The sequence below is a fragment of the Streptomyces sp. NPDC110618 genome (assembly GCF_055657065.1).
Map to the genome: position 1 here is coordinate 103004 of NZ_JBVKBN010000022.1, position 17300 is coordinate 120303.

Sequence of the window (17300 nt, forward strand, 5' to 3'; positions counted from 1 at the left end):
GATGGTAGACACGGCTCGACACTGTCCTGTCCACCAGCAGGAAGGTTCCCCCCATGTCCGAGCACGGCACCCAGAGCCGCCGTCAACTGCTCGCCCGCACCGGCGCGTTGGGCGTCTCGATCGCCTTCGCCGGCAACCTCACCGAACTCTTCGCGGGCACCGCCGCCGCGCAGACCCTGGGCCACACGGGTTACGGCCCTCTGATCCCCGACCCGAACGGCCTCCTCGACCTTCCCGAGGGCTTCCGCTACCGCGTCCTGTCCCGCGAGGGCGACCAGTTGCGCTCCGGCGAGGGCAAGGTGCCCTCCAACCACGACGGCATGACGGCCCTGCCCGGCCGCCACGGCCGCGTCCACCTGGTGCGCAACCACGAGAACCGGCACAACGGCCGGATCGGCGTGCCGACCGTCGACGGGCTGACCTACGACCCCGCCGGCAAGGGCGGCTGTACGGCGCTCACCGTGGACCCGCACGGCGAGGTCCTCTCCGAGCGGGTCGCCATCGCCGGAACCGCCGTCAACTGCGCGGGCGGGCCCACCCCTTGGGGCACCTGGCTGACCTGCGAGGAGACCGAGGACAAGGCCGGGACCAACGGCTACACCAAGGACCACGGCTTCATCTTCGAGGTCGACCCCGCCGACCCGCACCGCAGCGGGGCGGTACCGCTGACCGCGATGGGCCGCTTCCAGCACGAGGCGATCGCGGTGGACCCGAGAACCGGCGTCGTCTACGAGACCGAGGACGCCTTCGAACGGCCCTTCGGCCTCTTCTACCGCTTCCTCCCGCGCCACCCGCGCGGCGGCCCGGGCTCGCTGCGCGCGGGCGGCCGGCTCCAGGCGATGCGGGTGCCGGGCGTGCCCGACCTGTCGTCGATCCAGGAGACCGGCACCAGCTTCGACGGCATCGAGTGGGTCGACGTACCGGACCCGCTGGCCGCCGAAACCCCCATCCGCTTCCAGGACTTCGGCCGCAAGGGCATCACCCACGCGCAGAAGCTGGAGGGCTGCTACTGGGGCGGCCACTCGGTGTACTTCGTCTCCTCCTTCGCCCGCAGCGCGGAGGGCTCGGCGGCCGACCACTACGGCCAGATCTGGCGCTACGACCCCGGCCGGCGCCGGCTCACCCTGGTGATCGTGTTCGGCCCCGACACCGATGTCCAGCTCCCCGGCGACTCCCCCGACAACATCTGCCTCGCCCCCAGCGGGGGTCTGATGGTGTGCGAGGACGGCGAGGGCGCACAGCACGTCTACGGCGTGACGCGGCGCGGCGAGGTCTACGCCGTGGCCCGCAACGCCCAGAACCTCGGCACCCCCGAGGACCCCGAGTGGGGCGAGTTCGCGGGGGTCACCTTCTCCCCCGACGGCCGCACGATGTACGTCAACTGCTACAACCCGGGGACGACGTTCGCGGTGCGGGGCCCCTGGCGGGGGTGACGCGGGGCCGGGGCGCGGGAAGCAATCCGAGGATTGTCTGATTGATCCCGTTATGTTCATGCGGTGATCGCACGCGTACGACTTGTCACCGCGACCTGCGCCCTGGCCGCGGCCCTGGCCGCCTGCGCGACACCTCAGGCACCCAGGGCCGCACACCCCGCGTCCCCCTCGGCGTCCCCGTCCGGGCCCCCGACCCTGGCCCCGGGTCCGGAAGGGCTGACGCCCGTCTTCGAAAGCGCCGCCCGCGCCTCGGCGAAGACGGTCGCCCTCACCTTCGACGCCGACATGACCGCGGACCAGGGGCCACGGGCGGCGCGCGGCGAGCGCTTCGACAACCCGGAGCTGATCGCGGCCCTGCGGGAGCTGAAGGTCCCTGCGACCGTGTTCATGACGGGCCGCTGGGCGGAGGAGTACCCGGCACAGGCGCGGGGCATCGGCCGGGACCCGCTCTTCGAGGTGGCCAACCACTCGTACAGCCACTACGCCTTCACCGGCGACTGCTACGGCCTGCCGAGGCTCCCGGAGCCGCGGATGCGGGCAGACGTGGAACGGGCGTACAGGGCGTTCCGCACAGCGGGCGTGCCCGACCCGATGCCGTACTTCCGCTTCCCCGGCGGCTGCTACGACCGTACGGCCCTGAAGGCGCTGACCTCCGCCGGTGTCACGGCCGTGCAGTGGGACGTGGTCAGCGGGGACGCCTTCGCCGCGGACGCGGACGCGGTGGCCCGGCAGGTCCTGGACGCGGTCCGGCCCGGCTCGGTCGTGGTCATGCACTGCACCCGCAGCGCCGCCCCCGCCACCGAACGCGCCGTGCGCACGATCGTCCCCGAGCTGCGCCGCCGGGGCTACCGCTTCGTGAAGGTGTCCGACCTGATCACCGCGGCGGGCCGGCACCGCTGAACGCTTTACGCTGGACCCATGAGCGACAGCGACTACTGCATGATCGCCGAGACCCCCCGCCCCCCGAAGGCGGACGGCCCGCCCTACGCCGAGTGCGTCCAGTGCCGCGAGCCCACGGAGTACCCCGAGTCCTACAAGGGCATCACCCTCTGCCCGGTGTGCGAGTGGCGGGAGGCGGAACGCACGGCCTGCTCGGGCTGATACGCCCCGCGCGACACCGATCTTCCGGCTGGCAGACTGGGACGGGTGAGCCAGGAATCCGCCCCCGCCGACAGCCCCTTCCGTTCCGAGCCCGGTGACCGCGATCTCGCGCCGCAGTTCGTACTGCCGTTGGTGGTGCGGATCGAGCGGGCCGCGCCTCCCGGGCGTACCGACGCGCTGGAGACCGCCGCCCGGGCCGTGCTGGAGCTGCTCGCGGACGAGCGGGCGGGCGGGGACGGGGAGTGGGCCGAGGCCGTGCGGGACTGGCAGGACGGGCGGATCCGCAAGGTCGTACGGCGGGCCCGTGGTGCCGAGTGGCGGCGGGCCGAGGCCCTGCCCGGGATCACCGTGACCGGGAAGTCCGCCGAGGTGCGGGTCTTCCCGCCCGTACCGCTGGACGGCTGGCCCAAGGATCTGGCCCGGCTGCAGGTCTCCGGCACCGACCTCGACGACCCCGAGCCCCCGGCCGCCGCCGACCCCTCGGCGCCGGTGCTCTGGCTCAACCCCGAGCTGAACATGTCCGCCGGGAAGGCGATGGCCCAGGCCGGGCACGGCGCGCAGCTCGCCTGGTGGGCGCTGGACGGGGAGCGGCGCGCGGCCTGGCGCGACGCCGGTTTCCCGCTCGCGGTGCGGACGGCGCCCGAGGACCGCTGGCCGGGGCTCACCACCAGTGGGCTCCCTCTCGTACGGGACGCGGGGTTCACCGAGATCGCCCCCGGCTCCTGCACGGTCGTCGCCGACCACCCCGCCCTGCGCTGAGCGGGCGGCCCCGGGCCAACCTCAAATGTTGCTCTGAAGCACGCACCGGGTGGATTCACCCCCGCGGGCAGGGGCCATACCCCCTGCACGCAGGAGAACACGCGGGAGGGGGACGGTGATGACGCGACTGGGGACGGGGATCGGCTGGCGGCCTGAGATCGCCGAGGCCGTGGAGCGGATGCCGGGCATCGACTGGGTCGAGGTCGTCGCCGAGAACGTGTGCCCCGGCCATCTGCCGGAGTCGCTGCTGCGGCTGCGCGAGCGCGGTGTCACCGTCGTGCCGCACGGCGTCTCCCTCGGTCTGGGCGGCGCCGACCGCCCCGACCAGGGACGGCTGACCGCCCTCGCCGAGCGGGCCCAGGCGCTGGGCTCGCCGCTGGTCACCGAGCACATCGCGTTCGTCCGGGCGGGCGGCCCGCTCACCGCCTCCCCGCACCTGGAGGCGGGCCACCTGCTGCCGGTACCGCGTACCCGGGACGCGCTGAAGGTGCTGTGCGAGAACGTCCGGATCGCCCAGGACGCCCTCCCCGTACCGCTCGCCGTGGAGAACATCGCCGCCCTGTTCTCCTGGCCCGGCGAGGAGATGACCGAGGGCCAGTTCCTCTACGACCTCGCCGACCGCACCGGGGTGCGGCTGCTCATCGACGTCGCCAACCTGCACACCAACCACGTCAACCGGGGCGAGGACCCCGCCGAGGCGCTCGCCGCGCTGCCCCTGGAGGCGCTCGCGTACGTGCATGTCGCGGGCGGCTTCGAGCGGGACGGCGTCTGGCACGACAGCCACGCCCACCCGGTCCCGCGCCCGGTGCTCGACATCCTCACCGACCTCGCCTCCCGTGTGGACCCGCCCGGTGTGCTCCTGGAGCGCGACGAGCACTTCCCCGAACCGGCCGAGCTGGAGCGGGAACTGGCCGAGATCCGGGCGGCCGTGGAGAAGGGCGGCGGCAGGCCCAAGGCACCGGCCACGGTGTCCCGCCCGGCCCCGGAGCCCGCCGCCTGCGACGACGCACGCGAGCGCCTCGGCCTCGCGCAGGCGGCGCTGCTCTCCGCCCTGGTCGCGGGGACGCCGGCGCCCGAGGGTTTCGACCGGGCGCGGCTGAAGGTGCAGGCGCGGGCGCTGGCCGGGAAGCGGGCGGACGTGGTGGCGAAGGTCGCACCGGAACTGCCCGTCATCCTGGGCCCGCGCTACCGGCAGGACTTCCTCGCCTACGCCCGGCGCACCCCCATGACCGGGGGCTACCGCCGCGACGCACTGGACTTCGCCGGTCAACTGCTGGACGCGGACGGGGGGTTGGAGACCCGCGCCCGGAAGGAGCTGACACGGTGGTGGCAGGAGCGTTCCGGCCCGGTGCCGCCGGCGCCGTCACGGCTGGCGCGGATACGGCGGTCACTGACCCGCCGGTGAACGAAGGGCTCGGGCCAGTGGTTAATATGCCGATTCTGTCCCACCCCTCGAAAACGCACTGACGTGCGGTGCCGTACCAGGAGGCACCATGCGACCGCGACCGCCCGCCCCCGGCCGGGGCATCCTCAGCGGAACCGGACTCATCATCACCGGCCTCACGGCGACCCTCGCGGCGCTGGTCTTCCCGGTGTGGTCGTACGCCGACCGCGGCGGGACCGGTGAGGCGCTGCTCAACGCCGAGACCGTGTCGACGGAGTACGGCCCCCTGTCGGGCCTGGACCGCGACTTCATCACCAAGGTCCGGCTCGCGGGGCTGTGGGAGCTGCCCGCCGGTGAGCAGGCCCGGCTGAAGGGGAACACCGCGGCCGTGCAGAAGGCGGGGGAGCATCTCGTCGAGGGGCACACCTTCCTGGACGAGCGGGTCCGCGACGTCGCGGCCAAGCTCTCCCTCCAGCTGCCCAACGAGCCCACCGAGCAGCAGCGGGAGTGGCTGCGGACCCTGGACTCCACCCAGGGCTCCGCCTACGACTGGCAGTTCGCCAACCTGCTGCGGCTGGCGCACGGCAAGGTGTTCTCGCTGGTCGCCGAGGTCCGCGCGAGCACCCGCAACACGCTGGTGCGCAAGCTCGCCGAGGACGCGGGCACCACCGTGCTGGACCACATCCAGGTCCTGGAGGACACCGGGTACGTCGACTTCGAGGCCCTGGCCCGGGAGATGGCCGCCGGGAGGACTCCCCCGCTCACCCACACCCCGGCGCCGCCCGGACCCGTGACGGACCCGTCCCCCGCGCTCCCGGTGACCCCGTCGCGGCAGCCCACGTACTCGCTCCCGCCCGCGGCGAGCCGCCCACCGGAATCGTGACAGACCCCCTCGAAGCTCGAACGGAACGTCACATACCGACAACGCTCGGTCCGGATACTGAACAAGGCATGGCGTCTCATGCGCCTTTGGCATAGAAACGCGGCATGTTCTGGGTCCTTCTCCTGCTCCTGGCCTGGGCCGTCGCCGGCACCGCCTGTACCCGGCTGTGCCTGGCCGCCGTCCACTCGGCGGCGGTGGACTCGGATACGGACACGGGCCGGGGACACGATCTGACGCTGTACGAGGCCGCGTTCCTGTCCGGCGGCCCCCGCCGGGTCGCCGATCTGACCCTGGTCTCCATGGCCCGCCAGCGCCGGCTGCTGCTCGCCCGCACGGGCTGGGCGACGGTCGTCGACCCGCGCGGCCGGGACGACATCGAACGGTCCGTCATAGGCGCGATCGGCCCCGAGGGCCAGTCCCGCATAGAGCCGGTACGGGACGCGGCGGCCGATGCCGAGGCGGTGGGCACCCTCGCCGAGCGCCTGGTCCGCGCGGGCCTCGCGGTACCGGCCGGAGCCCGTACGAGCATCGCGGCGGCGGTACGCCAGGTGCAGTTCGCCGCGGTGGTCGTCCTCGCTCTGGGCGCCACCGCCCTGCTGCTGCCGGGCGCCTCCGACCTCCCCCGCCACCTGGTCGCCCTCTGGTTCGGCCTCCCGCTCACCCTCACCCTGAGCTGCCTGGCCATTGCCCGGGTCGAGATCCACCCCTACTCCCGCTGGGCCTCCCCGGCCGGCCAGCGCCTCCTCACCGCCCTGACCCGCCACCGGGGTGCCGGCGACCGCGCCTACCTCACCACGGTCGCCGTCCACGGCATCCGGGCCATCGGCGAACCGGACCTGCGAGCGGCGTTCGAACACCGCGAGCAGGCCTGGCGCGACTGACCCGCGCGGGGGCGCACAGGGGGCATTGGCCCCGACACCGGCCCAGTGGTGCTTGCCTTCCGCAACCCCGGGACGAAACATCCCCTTTGTTGCGTACGCGCACCGAAGGGACACGTGATGAGGGTTCCCGTTCTCTACTCGGCCGTCGGGTCGCTGCTGCTGGCCGGGGTCGGTGCGGCGCCCGCTTCGGGTGCGGAGGTCCTGCCCGGCGCGGCCGAGGCGCGGGGTGTCGCCGTGGCCGTCGCGCGGGCCGAGGCTGGCGGGATCAGGTTCGGGTCCTGTTCCGCCGAGGGGGAGATGCCGGGGAGCATGCGGTGCGGCACCGTCAGCGTGCCGCTCGACTACGCCGATCCGTACGGCAAGCAGATCAAGCTGACGGTCAGTCGGGTCAAGGCCACCCACAAGGACCCCAACAACAGCAAGCGGCGGGTGCCCCGGCAGGGCGCGCTGGTGTTCAACCCCGGCGGCCCCGGCGCCTCCGGCATGTACTTCCCGCTGATCGGCCTGATGCCGGAATGGAAGCGCATCGCCGCCGCGTACGACCTCGTCGGCTACGCCCCGCGCGGGGTGGGCCGCAGCGCCCCGCTGTCCTGCCAGGACCCGCGGAAGTTCTACAAGGGGCCCGCGCAGGCACCCACCTACCCCTCGGAGTCCTACAAGCGCGAGCGGATCGCGCAGGCCAAGGCGTACGCCCAGGGCTGCGCGAAGCGGTCCGGCAGCGCCCTGCGCCACTACCACTCCCTCAACAACGCCCGTGACCTGGACGTCCTGCGGGCCGCGCTGGGCGAGGAGAAGCTGACGTTCATGGGCGCCTCGTACGGCACCTACTACGGCGCGCTGTACGCGACCCTCTTCCCCTCGCATGTGCGCCGCATGGTGTTCGACGCGGCGGTGAACCCGGATCCCCACCAGATCTGGTACCGCAACAACCTCGACCAGTCGGCCGCGTTCGAGGCCCGCTGGGCGGACATGCGGGAGTGGATCGCCAAGCACCACAAGGTCTACGGACTCGGCGACACCCCGGCGAAGGTGCTGCGCAGCTACGAGCGGGCGAGCACCCGGCTCGCCGGGAGGCCCGCGGGCGGCAAGGTGGGCCCCGGCCAGTTGCAGAACGCCTTCCTGCTGGCCGGGTACTACGACGACTACTGGCCCTTCCGGGCGTACGCGCTGTCGGCGTATCTGAAGGGCGACCCGCAGCCGCTGATCGACATCGCGGCCCCGGTCACGGAGGCGGCGGCCGAGGCGGAGAACAGCCGCGCGGTCTACACGGCCGTCGAGTGCAACGACGGTCCCTGGCCCACGGACTGGAGGGTGTGGGACCGGGACAACACCCGGCTCGCCCGCGTGGCCCCCTTCGAGACGTGGGACAACGTGTGGACGAACCTGCCCTGCGCCTACTGGCCGGTGCCGCGGCAGCGGCCGCTCGACGTCCGCACGGGTCCCGGCGAACTTGCGCCCACGCTGATCCTGGCCGCCGAACGCGACGCCGCCTCCCCCTACCAGGGCGCGCTGGAGCTGCACCGGCGGCTGTGGCACTCGGTCCTGGTGACCGAGCGGGACGCGGGCACGCACGGCATCGGGGGCGGCCCCAACGCCTGCGTCAACGCCCACCTGGACGCGTATCTGCTCCAGGGGCGGCTTCCGGGGCGGCGCGCGGCCTGCGCACCGCACCCGGAGCCGCGCCCCGAGACCGGTTCCTAGGGTCTCCTGACTAGGCGAGCCCGGCGACCAGTTCGCTCACCGACTTGCGGCGGCCGGTGAAGAACGGGATCTCCTCACGGACGTGCATCCGCGCCTCCGAGCCGCGCAGGTGACGCATCAGGTCGACGATGCGGTACAGCTCGTCGGCCTCGAAGGCGAGGATCCACTCGTAGTCGCCCAGCGAGAACGAGGCGACGGTGTTGGCGCGTACGTCCGGGTAGCCGCGGGCCATCTTGCCGTGGTCGGCGAGCATGCGGCGGCGGTCCTCGTCGGGCAGCAGGTACCAGTCGTAGGAGCGCACGAAGGGGTACACGCTGACGTAGTCGCGGGGCGTCTCGTCGGCGAGGAACGCCGGGATGTGCGAGCGGTTGAACTCGGCCGGGCGGTGCAGCGCCATGTTCGACCACACCGGCTCCAGGGCGCGGCCCAGCCTGGTGCGGCGGAAGAGGTTGTACGCCTCCTGGAGCTGGTCGCTGGTCTCGGCGTGCCACCAGATCATGACGTCGGCGTCGGCGCGCAGCCCGGACACGTCGTAGGTGCCGCGGATCGTCACGTCCTTGGCGGCGAGCTGGTCGAACAGCTCCTGGACCTCGTCGGCGTATCCGGCGCGGTCCTCGGGGAGCACGTCCTTCAGCCTGAAGACGGACCAGAGGGTGTAGCGGATGACCTCGTTGAGGTCCTTGGCCAGCTTGCCCTTGTTCGGGATCCTGCCGGACTCGGTGGTGGGGGCGTCGTCACTCATGTCCCTTATTCTCCTGCTCCTCCGTGCAGACTCTGCACCGGGTTGGCGGTGAGCTCCCGCACTGCGCGCAGGTCACCGTGGATCTGGTCGACGGCGGCGTACGCGCTCGCGATGCACGCGGGGATGCCCACGCCGTCGTAGGCGGCGCCGCACACGGCCAGGCCCGGCGCCGAGGCGAGGTGTTCGCGGATACGCGCCACGCGCGCGTGGTGGCCGACGGGGTACTGGGGCAGTCCGTCGGTCCAGCGGGTGACGCGGGTGGCGACGGGGGTCGCGTCGAGGCCGGTGGCCGCCTTGAGGTCGTGCCGGGAGACCTCGACGAGCTCGGCGTCGTCGCGCTGGAGGATCTCGGTCTCGCCGTGCCGGCCCACGGAGGTGCGCAGGACGAGCAGGTCGGGGTCCTCCTCGCCGATCCAGCCCCATTTGCGGGAGGCGAAGGTGGAGGCCTTGATCGTGCGGCCGTCGACGGGCGGCACCAGGAAGCCGCTGCCCTCGGGCAGATCGGTCTCGGCGCGGCGGTAGGCGAGGGTGATCAGGGCCATGGAGGCGTACTCCACGGCGGCCAGTTCGGCGGCGGCCGCGGGGAACTCGGCGCGCAGCAGACCGGCGGCGGTCGTGGCGGGCACGGCGAGGACGACGGCGTCCGCGTGCAGGGTCCGGTCGCCGGTGACGACGGTCCAGCCGTCCGTCCCGCGGCGCAGCGCGGTCACGGGGGTGCCGGTGCGGATCTCGCCGCCTCGCGCGCGTACCGACTCCGCCACCGCGAGCGGGAGGGTGCCGATGCCGCCCTCGATGCCCATGAACACCGGGCCGGTCTGCGGGTTGGCGGCGGCCTTGGCCTGGATCTCGCGGACCGCCTCGGTCAGGCAGTGGTGGGTGCGGGCGGCCTGGAAGAGCTGGGGGACGGCCGAGCGCATCGAGATGCGGTAGGCGTCGCCCGCGTACACCCCGCCGAGCAGCGGCTCGACCAGGCGGTCGACGACCTCCCGGCCCACCCGCTCGGCGACGTACCGGCCGACCGCGATGTCGTCGCCGACCTCGGTGCGGGGCAGTTCGGTGTCGCGGGCGATCCGGGCGAGGCCGTCCGCGGAGAGCACTCCGGCGACCGCGTCGGCGGTGCCGGGGACGCCCATGACGTGGCCCTTGGGCATGGGGCGCAGGGCGCCGCGGGTCCACAGGGAGGCGGTGGCGGTGGCGGGGGGCTGCAGCTTCTCGTCGAGGCCGACCTCGCGGGCCAGGTCGACGGCCTCGGGGCGGCGGGCCAGCATCGACTCGGCGCCGAGGTCGACGCGGACGCCCGCGATCTCGCCGGGCAGCAGCTTGCCGCCGACGCGCTCGGCGGCCTCCAGGACGGTCACCCGTCTGCCCTCGGCGAGCAGCCGGTGGGCCGCCGCGAGGCCGGCGATACCGGCACCTACGACGACGACATGTCCGTGATCCGCTGGAGTGTCCGCTGCGTGCATGATCCCACTCTCTCAAACGCCACTGACATTCCCGCCAGGGCCGTTCGGCCCTCGGTCGGCCCGCGCGGCGGGACCGCGTGCCCGGTCCGAGTCCCGACCGTGACCGGTTCGGAACCGGCGGGGTCCAACGTCCGGGCCCGCTCCGGCGTCGAAGGAGCGTCACGTCGTCACGAGTCACGACCCTCGGGGGGTACATCCCATGCACGCACGACGTTCCGTACGACCGGGCCCGGCCCTCGCGGGCCTGCTGCTGGCCGCGGCACTGGCCCTGACCGGCTGCTCCGGCGCCGGCGACGACAGCGGGGGAAGCTCCGACACCGCGAAGGAGGCCGCCGCCCAGTCCGGGGGCGAGGCCGCGGCGGGCCCGGCGGCCGGGGACTACAGCGCGGAGAAGGGGCGGAAGGCGGACACCCCGCCGAAGGCGACCGCGAGCCACATCATCCGTACCGCCTCGCTGACCGTGCAGGTCAAGGACGTGCCCAAGGCCCTGGACAAGGTCCGCGCGGTCACCGAGGACGTGGGCGGTTACGTCGGCAACGAGACGACCACGCGCGACGGCAAGGGCCGCGAGCGCACCAGGGTCGTCCTGCGGGTACCCGTCGCCTCCTACGCGGACGTCCTCGCCGATCTGGAGGGCACCGGCAAGCTGCTGGAGCGCACCGCCAAGGCGCAGGACGTCACCGAGCAGGTCGTGGACGTGGAGAGCCGGATCAAGACGCAGCGCGCCAGCGTCGCCCGCATCCGCGCCCTGATGGACGAGGCCACCAAGCTCAGCGATGTGGTGGTCCTGGAGGGCGAACTGAGCACCCGCCAGGCGGACCTGGAGTCCCTCCTTGCCCAGCAGGCGGCCCTGAAGGACCGTACGAGCCTCGCCACGATCACCCTGTCGCTGTCGGAGACGCCGGTGAAGAAGGCGGCGGCCGAGGACGACGACCCCGGTGTCCTGGACGCGCTGACGGGCGGCTGGGGCGCCTTCCTGACGGTGCTCCGCTGGATCGTCATGGCGGCAGCGGCAGTCCTCCCGTTCGCCGCGGGCGCGGCCCTTCTGATCTTCCTCTGGCTCCGCCTGGTCCACCCCCGCCTGGCGGTCCGCCGCGAGCGCACCCCCGCGACACCCGTGGGCCCCCTGCCCACCGCATACCCGGCACCGGCACCGGGATCGAGCCCGGCCTCGGAGGAGGACTGACGGCAGGCCGCCCCGAAATGATCGATGCCCGTAGCGTGTTCGCATGGGTATGGACGGTGGGCGGGAGCGACTGGTCGTCATCGGTGGGGATGCCGCGGGGATGGCCGCGGCATCCCAGGCGCGGCGGATGAGGGACCCCGACGCGCTGGAGATCGTGGCGTTCGAGCGGGGTGACTACACCTCCTACTCGGCGTGCGGCATCCCGTACTGGGTGGGCGGTCAGGTGTCCGGGCCGCAGGAGTTGATCGCCCGTACGCCCGAGGAGCACCGGGCGCGGGGCATCGACCTGCGGATGCGCACCGAGGTCGTGGAGATCGACGTCGCCGGGCAGCGGGTACGCGCGCGTGACGTGACGTCCGGGACCGAGTCCTGGACGTCGTACGACAAGCTCGTGATCGCGACCGGCGCCCGGCCGATCCGGCCCGACCTGCCGGGCATGGACGCGCCGGGTGTGCACGGGGTGCAGACGCTCGGGGACGGGCAGGCGCTGATCGACACGCTGGCACGCACGCGTGGGCGGCGCGCGGTCGTCGTCGGCGCCGGCTACATCGGCGTGGAGATGGCCGAGGCGCTCATCAACCGCGGCTACGAGGTGACGGTCGTCGACCGGGGCGCCGAGCCGATGTCCACGCTCGACCCCGACATGGGCCGGCTGGTGCACAAGGCGATGACCGGGCTCGGCGTCACGATGGTGGGCGACGCCGAGGTCACCCGAATCCTGACCGGCGACGACGGACAGGTCCGCGGGGTGGCCACCGCTGACGCCGAGTACCCGGCCGACGTCGTCGTCCTCGGCATCGGCGTCCGCCCGGAGACGAGCCTGGCGCGGGCCGCCGGACTCCCCCTCGGCGCGCACCAGGGGCTGCTCACCGACCGGTCGATGCGGGTGCGCGGCCACGAGAACATCTGGGCGGGCGGGGACTGCGTGGAGGTCCTCGACCTGGTCTCGGGACAGGAGCGGTACATCGCGCTCGGCACCCACGCCAACAAGCACGGCCAGGTCATCGGCACCAACGCGGGCGGCGGCTACGCCACCTTCCCCGGCGTGGTCGGCACCGCCGTCAGCAAGGTCTGCGACCTGGAGATCGCCCGCACCGGCCTGCGCGAGAAGGACGCCCGCCGGGCGGGGCTGCAGTACGTGACGGTGACCATCGAGTCGACGAGCAGGGCCGGTTACTACCCCGGCGCCTCACCGATGACGGTGAAGATGCTCGCCGAGCGCCGCACGGGCCGTCTGCTGGGCGTGCAGATCGTCGGCCGGGAGGGCGCCGGCAAGCGCGTGGACATCGCCGCGGTGGCGCTGACCGCGGGCATGACCGTGGATCAGATGACGGCCCTTGACCTCGGCTACGCCCCGCCGTTCAGCCCGGTCTGGGACCCGGTCCTGGTCGCGGCGCGGAAGGCGACGAAGGCCGTCCACGGCGGCTAGGGCGTGTTTCGAAAGTCCCGTCGTCCGCCCGAAGGGCGGGCCCTGCGGCGTCTGGTGCGTGCGATCGCAAGGCGCCGGAGCGCCCTAATAGCGGAGCTATTCGGGCGTTCCGGCAACGCCGCGAGCATGCGTGCCAGGCGTCGCAGGGCAGGCGGGACTTTCGAAACACGCCCTAGGCGGTCCCGCTGATCCGCGGCGGCAGCGACGCCACCGACCCGCCGCCCGTCGCCTGGGGCTGTTCGCCGGCGGTCGTGCTGGTACTGGTGGTGGGCTTGGCGTGGGCCGCTGAGGCGCGGACCGAGCGGAGGCGGTTGCTGACGGCCTCGTCCAGGGTGACCGGGCGGCCGGTCTGCGCGGCGAGCCGTCCGGCCTCCTGGCCGAGCCGGGCGACGTCCTCCCAGGGCAGCCGTACCACCAGGGAGAGTTCCGCCTCGCCGTCGGGCAGGGCGTGCATCGCGGGGGTCACTCGATCGTTCATCGCCTGTCCTCACATAGACCGCACAGTCCCGGTAGTTCCCGGTCGAGAAGCCATACGGGCGGGAGGCCGACGGCGTTCACCGATTCCGCGGCCGCGTCCGGGGAAGGAGGACATCGTGGTCATTCCCGTCCATGACGTGAACCCCGTCCGCCGCACCCCCTGGGTGACGTACGGGCTGATCGTCGCGAACGTCGTCGTCTTCCTCGCCATGCCCGGCACCTTCGCCGCCGCCGGTGAGAGCCGTCTGTCGCAGCTGTGCCAGTTGCACGCGTTCCTGGACCATTACGCGGCGGTCCCCCGGGAGTTGGTGCACGGCCAGTTGCCCGGGCTGGTCCCGACCGGCGAGGTCGGTGTCGGCGCGCAGGGCCCCGGCTGTGTCATCGGGGAGCCGGGCTACGACAAGTCGCCGGTGCTGTCGGTCTTCACGTCGCTGTTCCTGCACGGCGGCTGGCTGCACCTGCTCGGCAACATGCTGTTCCTGCTGATCTTCGGCAACAACGTCGAGGACCGCATGGGACATGTGCGGTTTCTGCTGTTCTACGTCGTGTGCGGGTACGCGGCCGGGTACGGCTTCGCGTTCCTCAACGCCGACTCCGGCGACCCTCTGATCGGCGCCTCGGGAGCCGTCGCGGGGGTGCTCGGCGCCTACCTGGTGCTCTATCCGAGGGCCAGGGTGTGGGTCCTGGTGCCGTTCCTGGTCTTCCTGCCGCTGAGGCTGCCGGCCTGGCTGGTGCTGGGGTTCTGGTTCGCGCTGCAGGCGGTGTACTCCTCCGGCGAGGGCGTCACCGACGCGGGCACCGTCGCGTACACGGCGCATGTCGTCGGTTTCCTCGTCGGCATGCTGCTGGCCTGGCCGCTGAAGCCGGGCACACCGCCGCCCCCGGAGCCGCCCGGCCTGCTGTTCGGCAGGCGGGCGCGGCCCCGGGAGCCGTGGTGAGTCAGCGCGCGGTGCGGGTGTGGACGTACTCCACGAGCCGGGTCAGGGCGTCCGGGTCGGTGTCGGGCATGACGCCGTGGCCGAGGTTGAAGACATGTCCCTCCAGGCCCGCGGCGGAGTCCAGGACGGCCTGGGTGCGGGTCTCGACGGCCTCGGTGGTGGAGAAGAGCACCGTAGGGTCGAGGTTGCCCTGGAGCGCCTTGCCGGGACCGACCCGGCGGGCGGCCTCGTCGAGCGGGATCCGCCAGTCGACGCCGACGACGTCCGCGCCGGCCTCGCCCATGAGCTGCAGCAGCTCGCCGGTGCCGACGCCGAAGTGGATGCGCGGGACGCCGTAGCTCTCGACCGCCTTGAAGACCTTGGCGGAGGCGGGCATCACCGAGCGGCGGTAGTCGGCGGGGGCGAGCGCGCCGACCCAGGAGTCGAAGAGCTGCACCGCGGAGGCGCCGGCCTCGATCTGCACCTTCAGGAAGGCGCCGGTGATGTCGGCGAGCCGGTCGAGCAGGTCGGCCCAGAGCTCCGGATCGCCGTACATCATCGCCTTGGCGTTCTGGTACGTCCGCGACGGACCGCCCTCGACGAGGTAACTCGCGAGGGTGAAAGGCGCGCCCGCGAAGCCGATCAGCGGGGTGGACCCGAGTTCGCGGGTGAGCAGGCCGATGGCCTCGGTGACGTAGGAGACGTCCTCGGGGGTGAGGTCGCGCAGCCGGGCCAGGTCGGCGCGGGTGCGGATCGGCTGCTCGACGACCGGGCCGACGCCGGGCTTGATGTCGAGGTCGATGCCGATGGCCTTCAGGGGGACGACGATGTCGCTGAAGTAGATCGCCGCGTCCACGTTGTGGCGGCGCACCGGCTGGAGCGTGATCTCGGTGACCAGCTCGGGGCGCATGCAGGACTCCAGCATCGGAATGCCCTCGCGCACCTTGCGGTACTCCGGCAGGGAGCGGCCGGCCTGCCGCATGAACCACACCGGGGTGTGCGGCACGGGCTCGCGCCTGCACGCCTTGAGGAAGGCGGAGTCGTACGTCGCTGTCGGCTGCGTGTCGTTGGCACTCACGGTGGTCAGTCTCCCACGGGCCGGGCGGTGCCCCGTCCGGCGCCCGCCCCTGGCGCGGGTTCCGTCTCCCGTGTCTAGACCCGCGCCAAGCCCGGATTCCCTTTAACCTTCCCGCATGGCTGCGGCGCAGGGACGACTGTCGGGTGGAATGGATGACGCGAAGGACTCCGGGGAGGCGGGCAGGCACAGTGCGGCTCCCCCGGTCTTCAGGGCGGCGGTGGACGCCCTGCGCGCCAGTCGGCTGAGGCCGCAGATCGAGGTGGAGTCGACCAGGGCGCCCCAGCGGCTGGCCCCGCACGCGTACGCGCTGGAGGCCACGGTCGTCGACGGGGAGCAGGATCTGGCGGACGGGCGCTTGGTGCTGCTGCACGATCCGGCCGGGCACGACGCCTGGCGGGGCACGTTCCGACTGGTGACGCTGGTACGGGCGGAGCTGGAGCCGGAGATGGCGGCGGACCCGCTGCTGCCGGAGGTGTGCTGGTCGTGGCTGACCGGGGCGCTCCAGGCGCGCGGGCTGACGTACGGCGAGCCGAGCGGCACCGTCACGCGCGCGAGCTCCCACTACTTCGGCGGTCTGGCGGAGCGTCCGCCGGCCTCGCAGATCGAGATCCGCGCCTCCTGGACGCCCCGTGAGGGTCTGGGCGGGGTACCAGACACGGCGGCGCATCTGGCGTCGTGGGCGGATCTGCTGGCGCAGGTGGCGGGGCTGCCGCCGGCCGGTCCCGGGGACGCGGCGGTGGTGACGCTGCCGCAGCGCAGGGGACCGCAGTCGCGCTAGCGCGGGCGACCTGGGGCACCGGAGTTACGGGAGCGCGGCATGAGTCACGGGATCGTGGGCATCACTTTGTCGATACGACCACTTTCAGTCATGAGCGGGCACTCGAACGAACCGATTCGCTCACCGAACGATCGACCGTACGTCCGAATTGCACTAATTGTTACTCACTAGATCGTGATCATTCTCTAAAGGACTCCCGGCTCGGTGCCGAAGACGACTGTGACCTTCCAAGCCGTCCCGCACCCCAGGAGGCCCGGTGTCCGTTCTCCTTGAGCAGCCCGCAAGCCTGGTCGCCTACCGGCCCAACAAGCCCACCGCCATGGTGGTCGTGGCCGATCCCCGAGTCCGTTCCACCGTCACCCGACACCTGTGGGCACTCGGTGTCCGCGATGTCATCGAGGCGTCGTCCATCGCCGAGGCCCGTCCCCGCGTCGGCAACCCGCGCGACATCTGTGTCGCCGACGTCCACCTGCCCGACGGCTCCGGCCTGACCCTGCTGTCGGAGACCCGCGCCGCGGGCTGGCCCAACGGGCTCGCCCTCTCCGCGGCCGACGACATCGGCGCCGTCCGCAACGCCCTCGCCGGCGGCGTGAAGGGCTACGTCGTCACCGGCACCCGCACCAACGTCGGGCTCCCCACCCGGCCCGGTGCCGCCCCCATCGGTTCCGCCGCCGCCCGTATGCACCGCCGTCCCCCGGGTGCCCCGAGCCACCCGGGCGGCTACCGCGAGCTGTCCGGCCGCGAGGTCGAGGTGCTGCGGCTGGTGGCGGAGGGCCAGTCGAACAAGGCCATCGGCGTCTCGATGGGACTGTCCGCACTGACCGTGAAGAGCCACCTCGCCCGTATCGCCCGCAAGCTCGGTACGGGCGACCGCGCCGGCATGGTCGCCGTGGCCCTGCGCACCGGCATCATCCACTGACCCCCTCCCCCCACCCTTCACGGACGTGAACGGACCGGTCCCCGGTCCGCTCCGTCCCCCACCCCCCACGTCGTGAACCGGACGATTCACCGACCTGACTGGTTTGCGACCCCCAGGCGCCCGTCGACGGAACGTTCCGTCGACGGGCGCTGTCCACACACGGATACCC

Annotated in this window: 17 protein-coding genes; 13 read left to right on the top strand and 4 right to left on the bottom strand. The window is 72.8% G+C overall.

The window, feature by feature from the left end; all coding sequences use genetic code 11:
- Window positions 1–53: 53 nt before the first annotated feature.
- The 8 genes from ACZ7L7_RS30480 (at window position 54) to ACZ7L7_RS30515 (ending at window position 8142) form a co-directional block, all read left to right on the top strand.
- Complete coding sequence (locus ACZ7L7_RS30480) at window positions 54–1433, top strand: PhoX family protein (RefSeq protein ID WP_472077681.1); 1380 nt, start codon at window positions 54–56, stop codon at window positions 1431–1433.
- Between the two features lie 63 nt (window positions 1434–1496).
- Window positions 1497–2333 (top strand): polysaccharide deacetylase family protein, encoded by an 837-nt coding sequence (locus ACZ7L7_RS30485; RefSeq protein ID WP_285515832.1) that lies wholly within the window; start codon window positions 1497–1499, stop codon window positions 2331–2333.
- 18 nt (window positions 2334–2351) lie between these two features.
- Window positions 2352–2534: a hypothetical protein gene (locus ACZ7L7_RS30490; protein WP_093724814.1), complete on the top strand. Its 183-nt coding sequence runs from the start codon at window positions 2352–2354 to the stop codon at window positions 2532–2534.
- Between the two features lie 45 nt (window positions 2535–2579).
- A complete protein-coding gene (locus tag ACZ7L7_RS30495; RefSeq protein WP_285515833.1) occupies window positions 2580–3293 on the top strand; it encodes an aminoacyl-tRNA hydrolase in 714 nt (237 codons plus the stop codon).
- 118 nt (window positions 3294–3411) lie between these two features.
- Entirely contained in the window at window positions 3412–4698 is a 1287-nt protein-coding gene (locus ACZ7L7_RS30500) for an MbnB/TglH/ChrH family RiPP precursor modification enzyme (RefSeq protein WP_472077682.1), read from the top strand.
- Window positions 4699–4786: 88 nt separating this feature from the next.
- Window positions 4787–5560, top strand: a complete 774-nt coding sequence (locus tag ACZ7L7_RS30505) for a DUF4142 domain-containing protein (RefSeq protein WP_285515835.1) — start codon at window positions 4787–4789, stop codon at window positions 5558–5560.
- A 104-nt stretch (window positions 5561–5664) separates the two neighbouring features.
- Entirely contained in the window at window positions 5665–6441 is a 777-nt protein-coding gene (locus ACZ7L7_RS30510) for a TIGR04222 domain-containing membrane protein (RefSeq protein WP_471430919.1), read from the top strand.
- Window positions 6442–6558: 117 nt separating this feature from the next.
- Window positions 6559–8142: an alpha/beta hydrolase gene (locus tag ACZ7L7_RS30515; protein WP_453600902.1), complete on the top strand. Its 1584-nt coding sequence runs from the start codon at window positions 6559–6561 to the stop codon at window positions 8140–8142.
- Between the two features lie 10 nt (window positions 8143–8152).
- On the opposite strand, the gene hemQ is transcribed toward ACZ7L7_RS30515, so the two are convergent.
- Window positions 8153–8884: a hydrogen peroxide-dependent heme synthase gene (gene hemQ, locus ACZ7L7_RS30520; RefSeq protein ID WP_285513549.1), complete on the bottom strand. Its 732-nt coding sequence runs from the start codon at window positions 8882–8884 to the stop codon at window positions 8153–8155.
- A 5-nt stretch (window positions 8885–8889) separates the two neighbouring features.
- Window positions 8890–10347 (bottom strand): protoporphyrinogen oxidase, encoded by a 1458-nt coding sequence (hemG, locus tag ACZ7L7_RS30525; RefSeq protein ID WP_285513548.1) that lies wholly within the window; start codon window positions 10345–10347, stop codon window positions 8890–8892.
- A 199-nt stretch (window positions 10348–10546) separates the two neighbouring features.
- Between hemG and ACZ7L7_RS30530 the strand changes: the two genes are divergently transcribed.
- Window positions 10547–11533 (top strand): DUF4349 domain-containing protein, encoded by a 987-nt coding sequence (locus ACZ7L7_RS30530; protein WP_453600906.1) that lies wholly within the window; start codon window positions 10547–10549, stop codon window positions 11531–11533.
- A 43-nt stretch (window positions 11534–11576) separates the two neighbouring features.
- Window positions 11577–12962 (top strand): FAD-dependent oxidoreductase, encoded by a 1386-nt coding sequence (locus tag ACZ7L7_RS30535; protein ID WP_285513546.1) that lies wholly within the window; start codon window positions 11577–11579, stop codon window positions 12960–12962.
- 172 nt (window positions 12963–13134) lie between these two features.
- Here ACZ7L7_RS30535 and ACZ7L7_RS30540 read toward each other — a convergent pair whose 3' ends face one another.
- A complete protein-coding gene (locus tag ACZ7L7_RS30540; RefSeq protein ID WP_285513545.1) occupies window positions 13135–13440 on the bottom strand; it encodes a hypothetical protein in 306 nt (101 codons plus the stop codon).
- Window positions 13441–13555: 115 nt separating this feature from the next.
- Between ACZ7L7_RS30540 and ACZ7L7_RS30545 the strand changes: the two genes are divergently transcribed.
- Window positions 13556–14377 carry a rhomboid family intramembrane serine protease gene (locus tag ACZ7L7_RS30545; protein ID WP_285513544.1) on the top strand — a complete coding sequence of 274 codons (822 nt, stop codon included), beginning with the start codon at window positions 13556–13558 and terminating at the stop codon, window positions 14375–14377.
- 1 nt (window position 14378) lies between these two features.
- Here the strand turns inward: ACZ7L7_RS30545 and hemE are convergent, their stop codons facing one another.
- Window positions 14379–15434, bottom strand: a complete 1056-nt coding sequence (gene hemE / locus ACZ7L7_RS30550; protein WP_472077683.1) for a uroporphyrinogen decarboxylase — start codon at window positions 15432–15434, stop codon at window positions 14379–14381.
- A 115-nt stretch (window positions 15435–15549) separates the two neighbouring features.
- Between hemE and ACZ7L7_RS30555 the strand changes: the two genes are divergently transcribed.
- Both ACZ7L7_RS30555 and ACZ7L7_RS30560 read left to right on the top strand, forming a co-directional pair.
- Window positions 15550–16212, top strand: coding sequence for a DUF3000 domain-containing protein (locus tag ACZ7L7_RS30555; RefSeq protein WP_285513542.1), 663 nt, complete (start codon window positions 15550–15552; stop codon window positions 16210–16212).
- 256 nt (window positions 16213–16468) lie between these two features.
- Window positions 16469–17131 carry a response regulator transcription factor gene (locus ACZ7L7_RS30560; protein ID WP_285513541.1) on the top strand — a complete coding sequence of 221 codons (663 nt, stop codon included), beginning with the start codon at window positions 16469–16471 and terminating at the stop codon, window positions 17129–17131.
- Window positions 17132–17300: the final 169 nt, after the last annotated feature.

Coding starts and splice junctions, on each gene's coding strand:
- ACZ7L7_RS30480 (WP_472077681.1), top strand. CDS start 54: ATGTCCGAGCACGGCACCCAGAGCCGCCGTCAACTGCTCGCCCGCACC.
- ACZ7L7_RS30490 (WP_093724814.1), top strand. CDS start 2,352: ATGAGCGACAGCGACTACTGCATGATCGCCGAGACCCCCCGCCCCCCG.
- ACZ7L7_RS30500 (WP_472077682.1), top strand. CDS start 3,412: ATGACGCGACTGGGGACGGGGATCGGCTGGCGGCCTGAGATCGCCGAG.
- ACZ7L7_RS30505 (WP_285515835.1), top strand. CDS start 4,787: ATGCGACCGCGACCGCCCGCCCCCGGCCGGGGCATCCTCAGCGGAACC.
- ACZ7L7_RS30510 (WP_471430919.1), top strand. CDS start 5,665: ATGTTCTGGGTCCTTCTCCTGCTCCTGGCCTGGGCCGTCGCCGGCACC.
- ACZ7L7_RS30515 (WP_453600902.1), top strand. CDS start 6,559: ATGAGGGTTCCCGTTCTCTACTCGGCCGTCGGGTCGCTGCTGCTGGCC.
- hemQ (WP_285513549.1), bottom strand. CDS start 8,884: ATGAGTGACGACGCCCCCACCACCGAGTCCGGCAGGATCCCGAACAAG.
- hemG (WP_285513548.1), bottom strand. CDS start 10,347: ATGCACGCAGCGGACACTCCAGCGGATCACGGACATGTCGTCGTCGTA.
- ACZ7L7_RS30530 (WP_453600906.1), top strand. CDS start 10,547: ATGCACGCACGACGTTCCGTACGACCGGGCCCGGCCCTCGCGGGCCTG.
- ACZ7L7_RS30535 (WP_285513546.1), top strand. CDS start 11,577: ATGGGTATGGACGGTGGGCGGGAGCGACTGGTCGTCATCGGTGGGGAT.
- ACZ7L7_RS30540 (WP_285513545.1), bottom strand. CDS start 13,440: ATGAACGATCGAGTGACCCCCGCGATGCACGCCCTGCCCGACGGCGAG.
- ACZ7L7_RS30555 (WP_285513542.1), top strand. CDS start 15,550: ATGGCTGCGGCGCAGGGACGACTGTCGGGTGGAATGGATGACGCGAAG.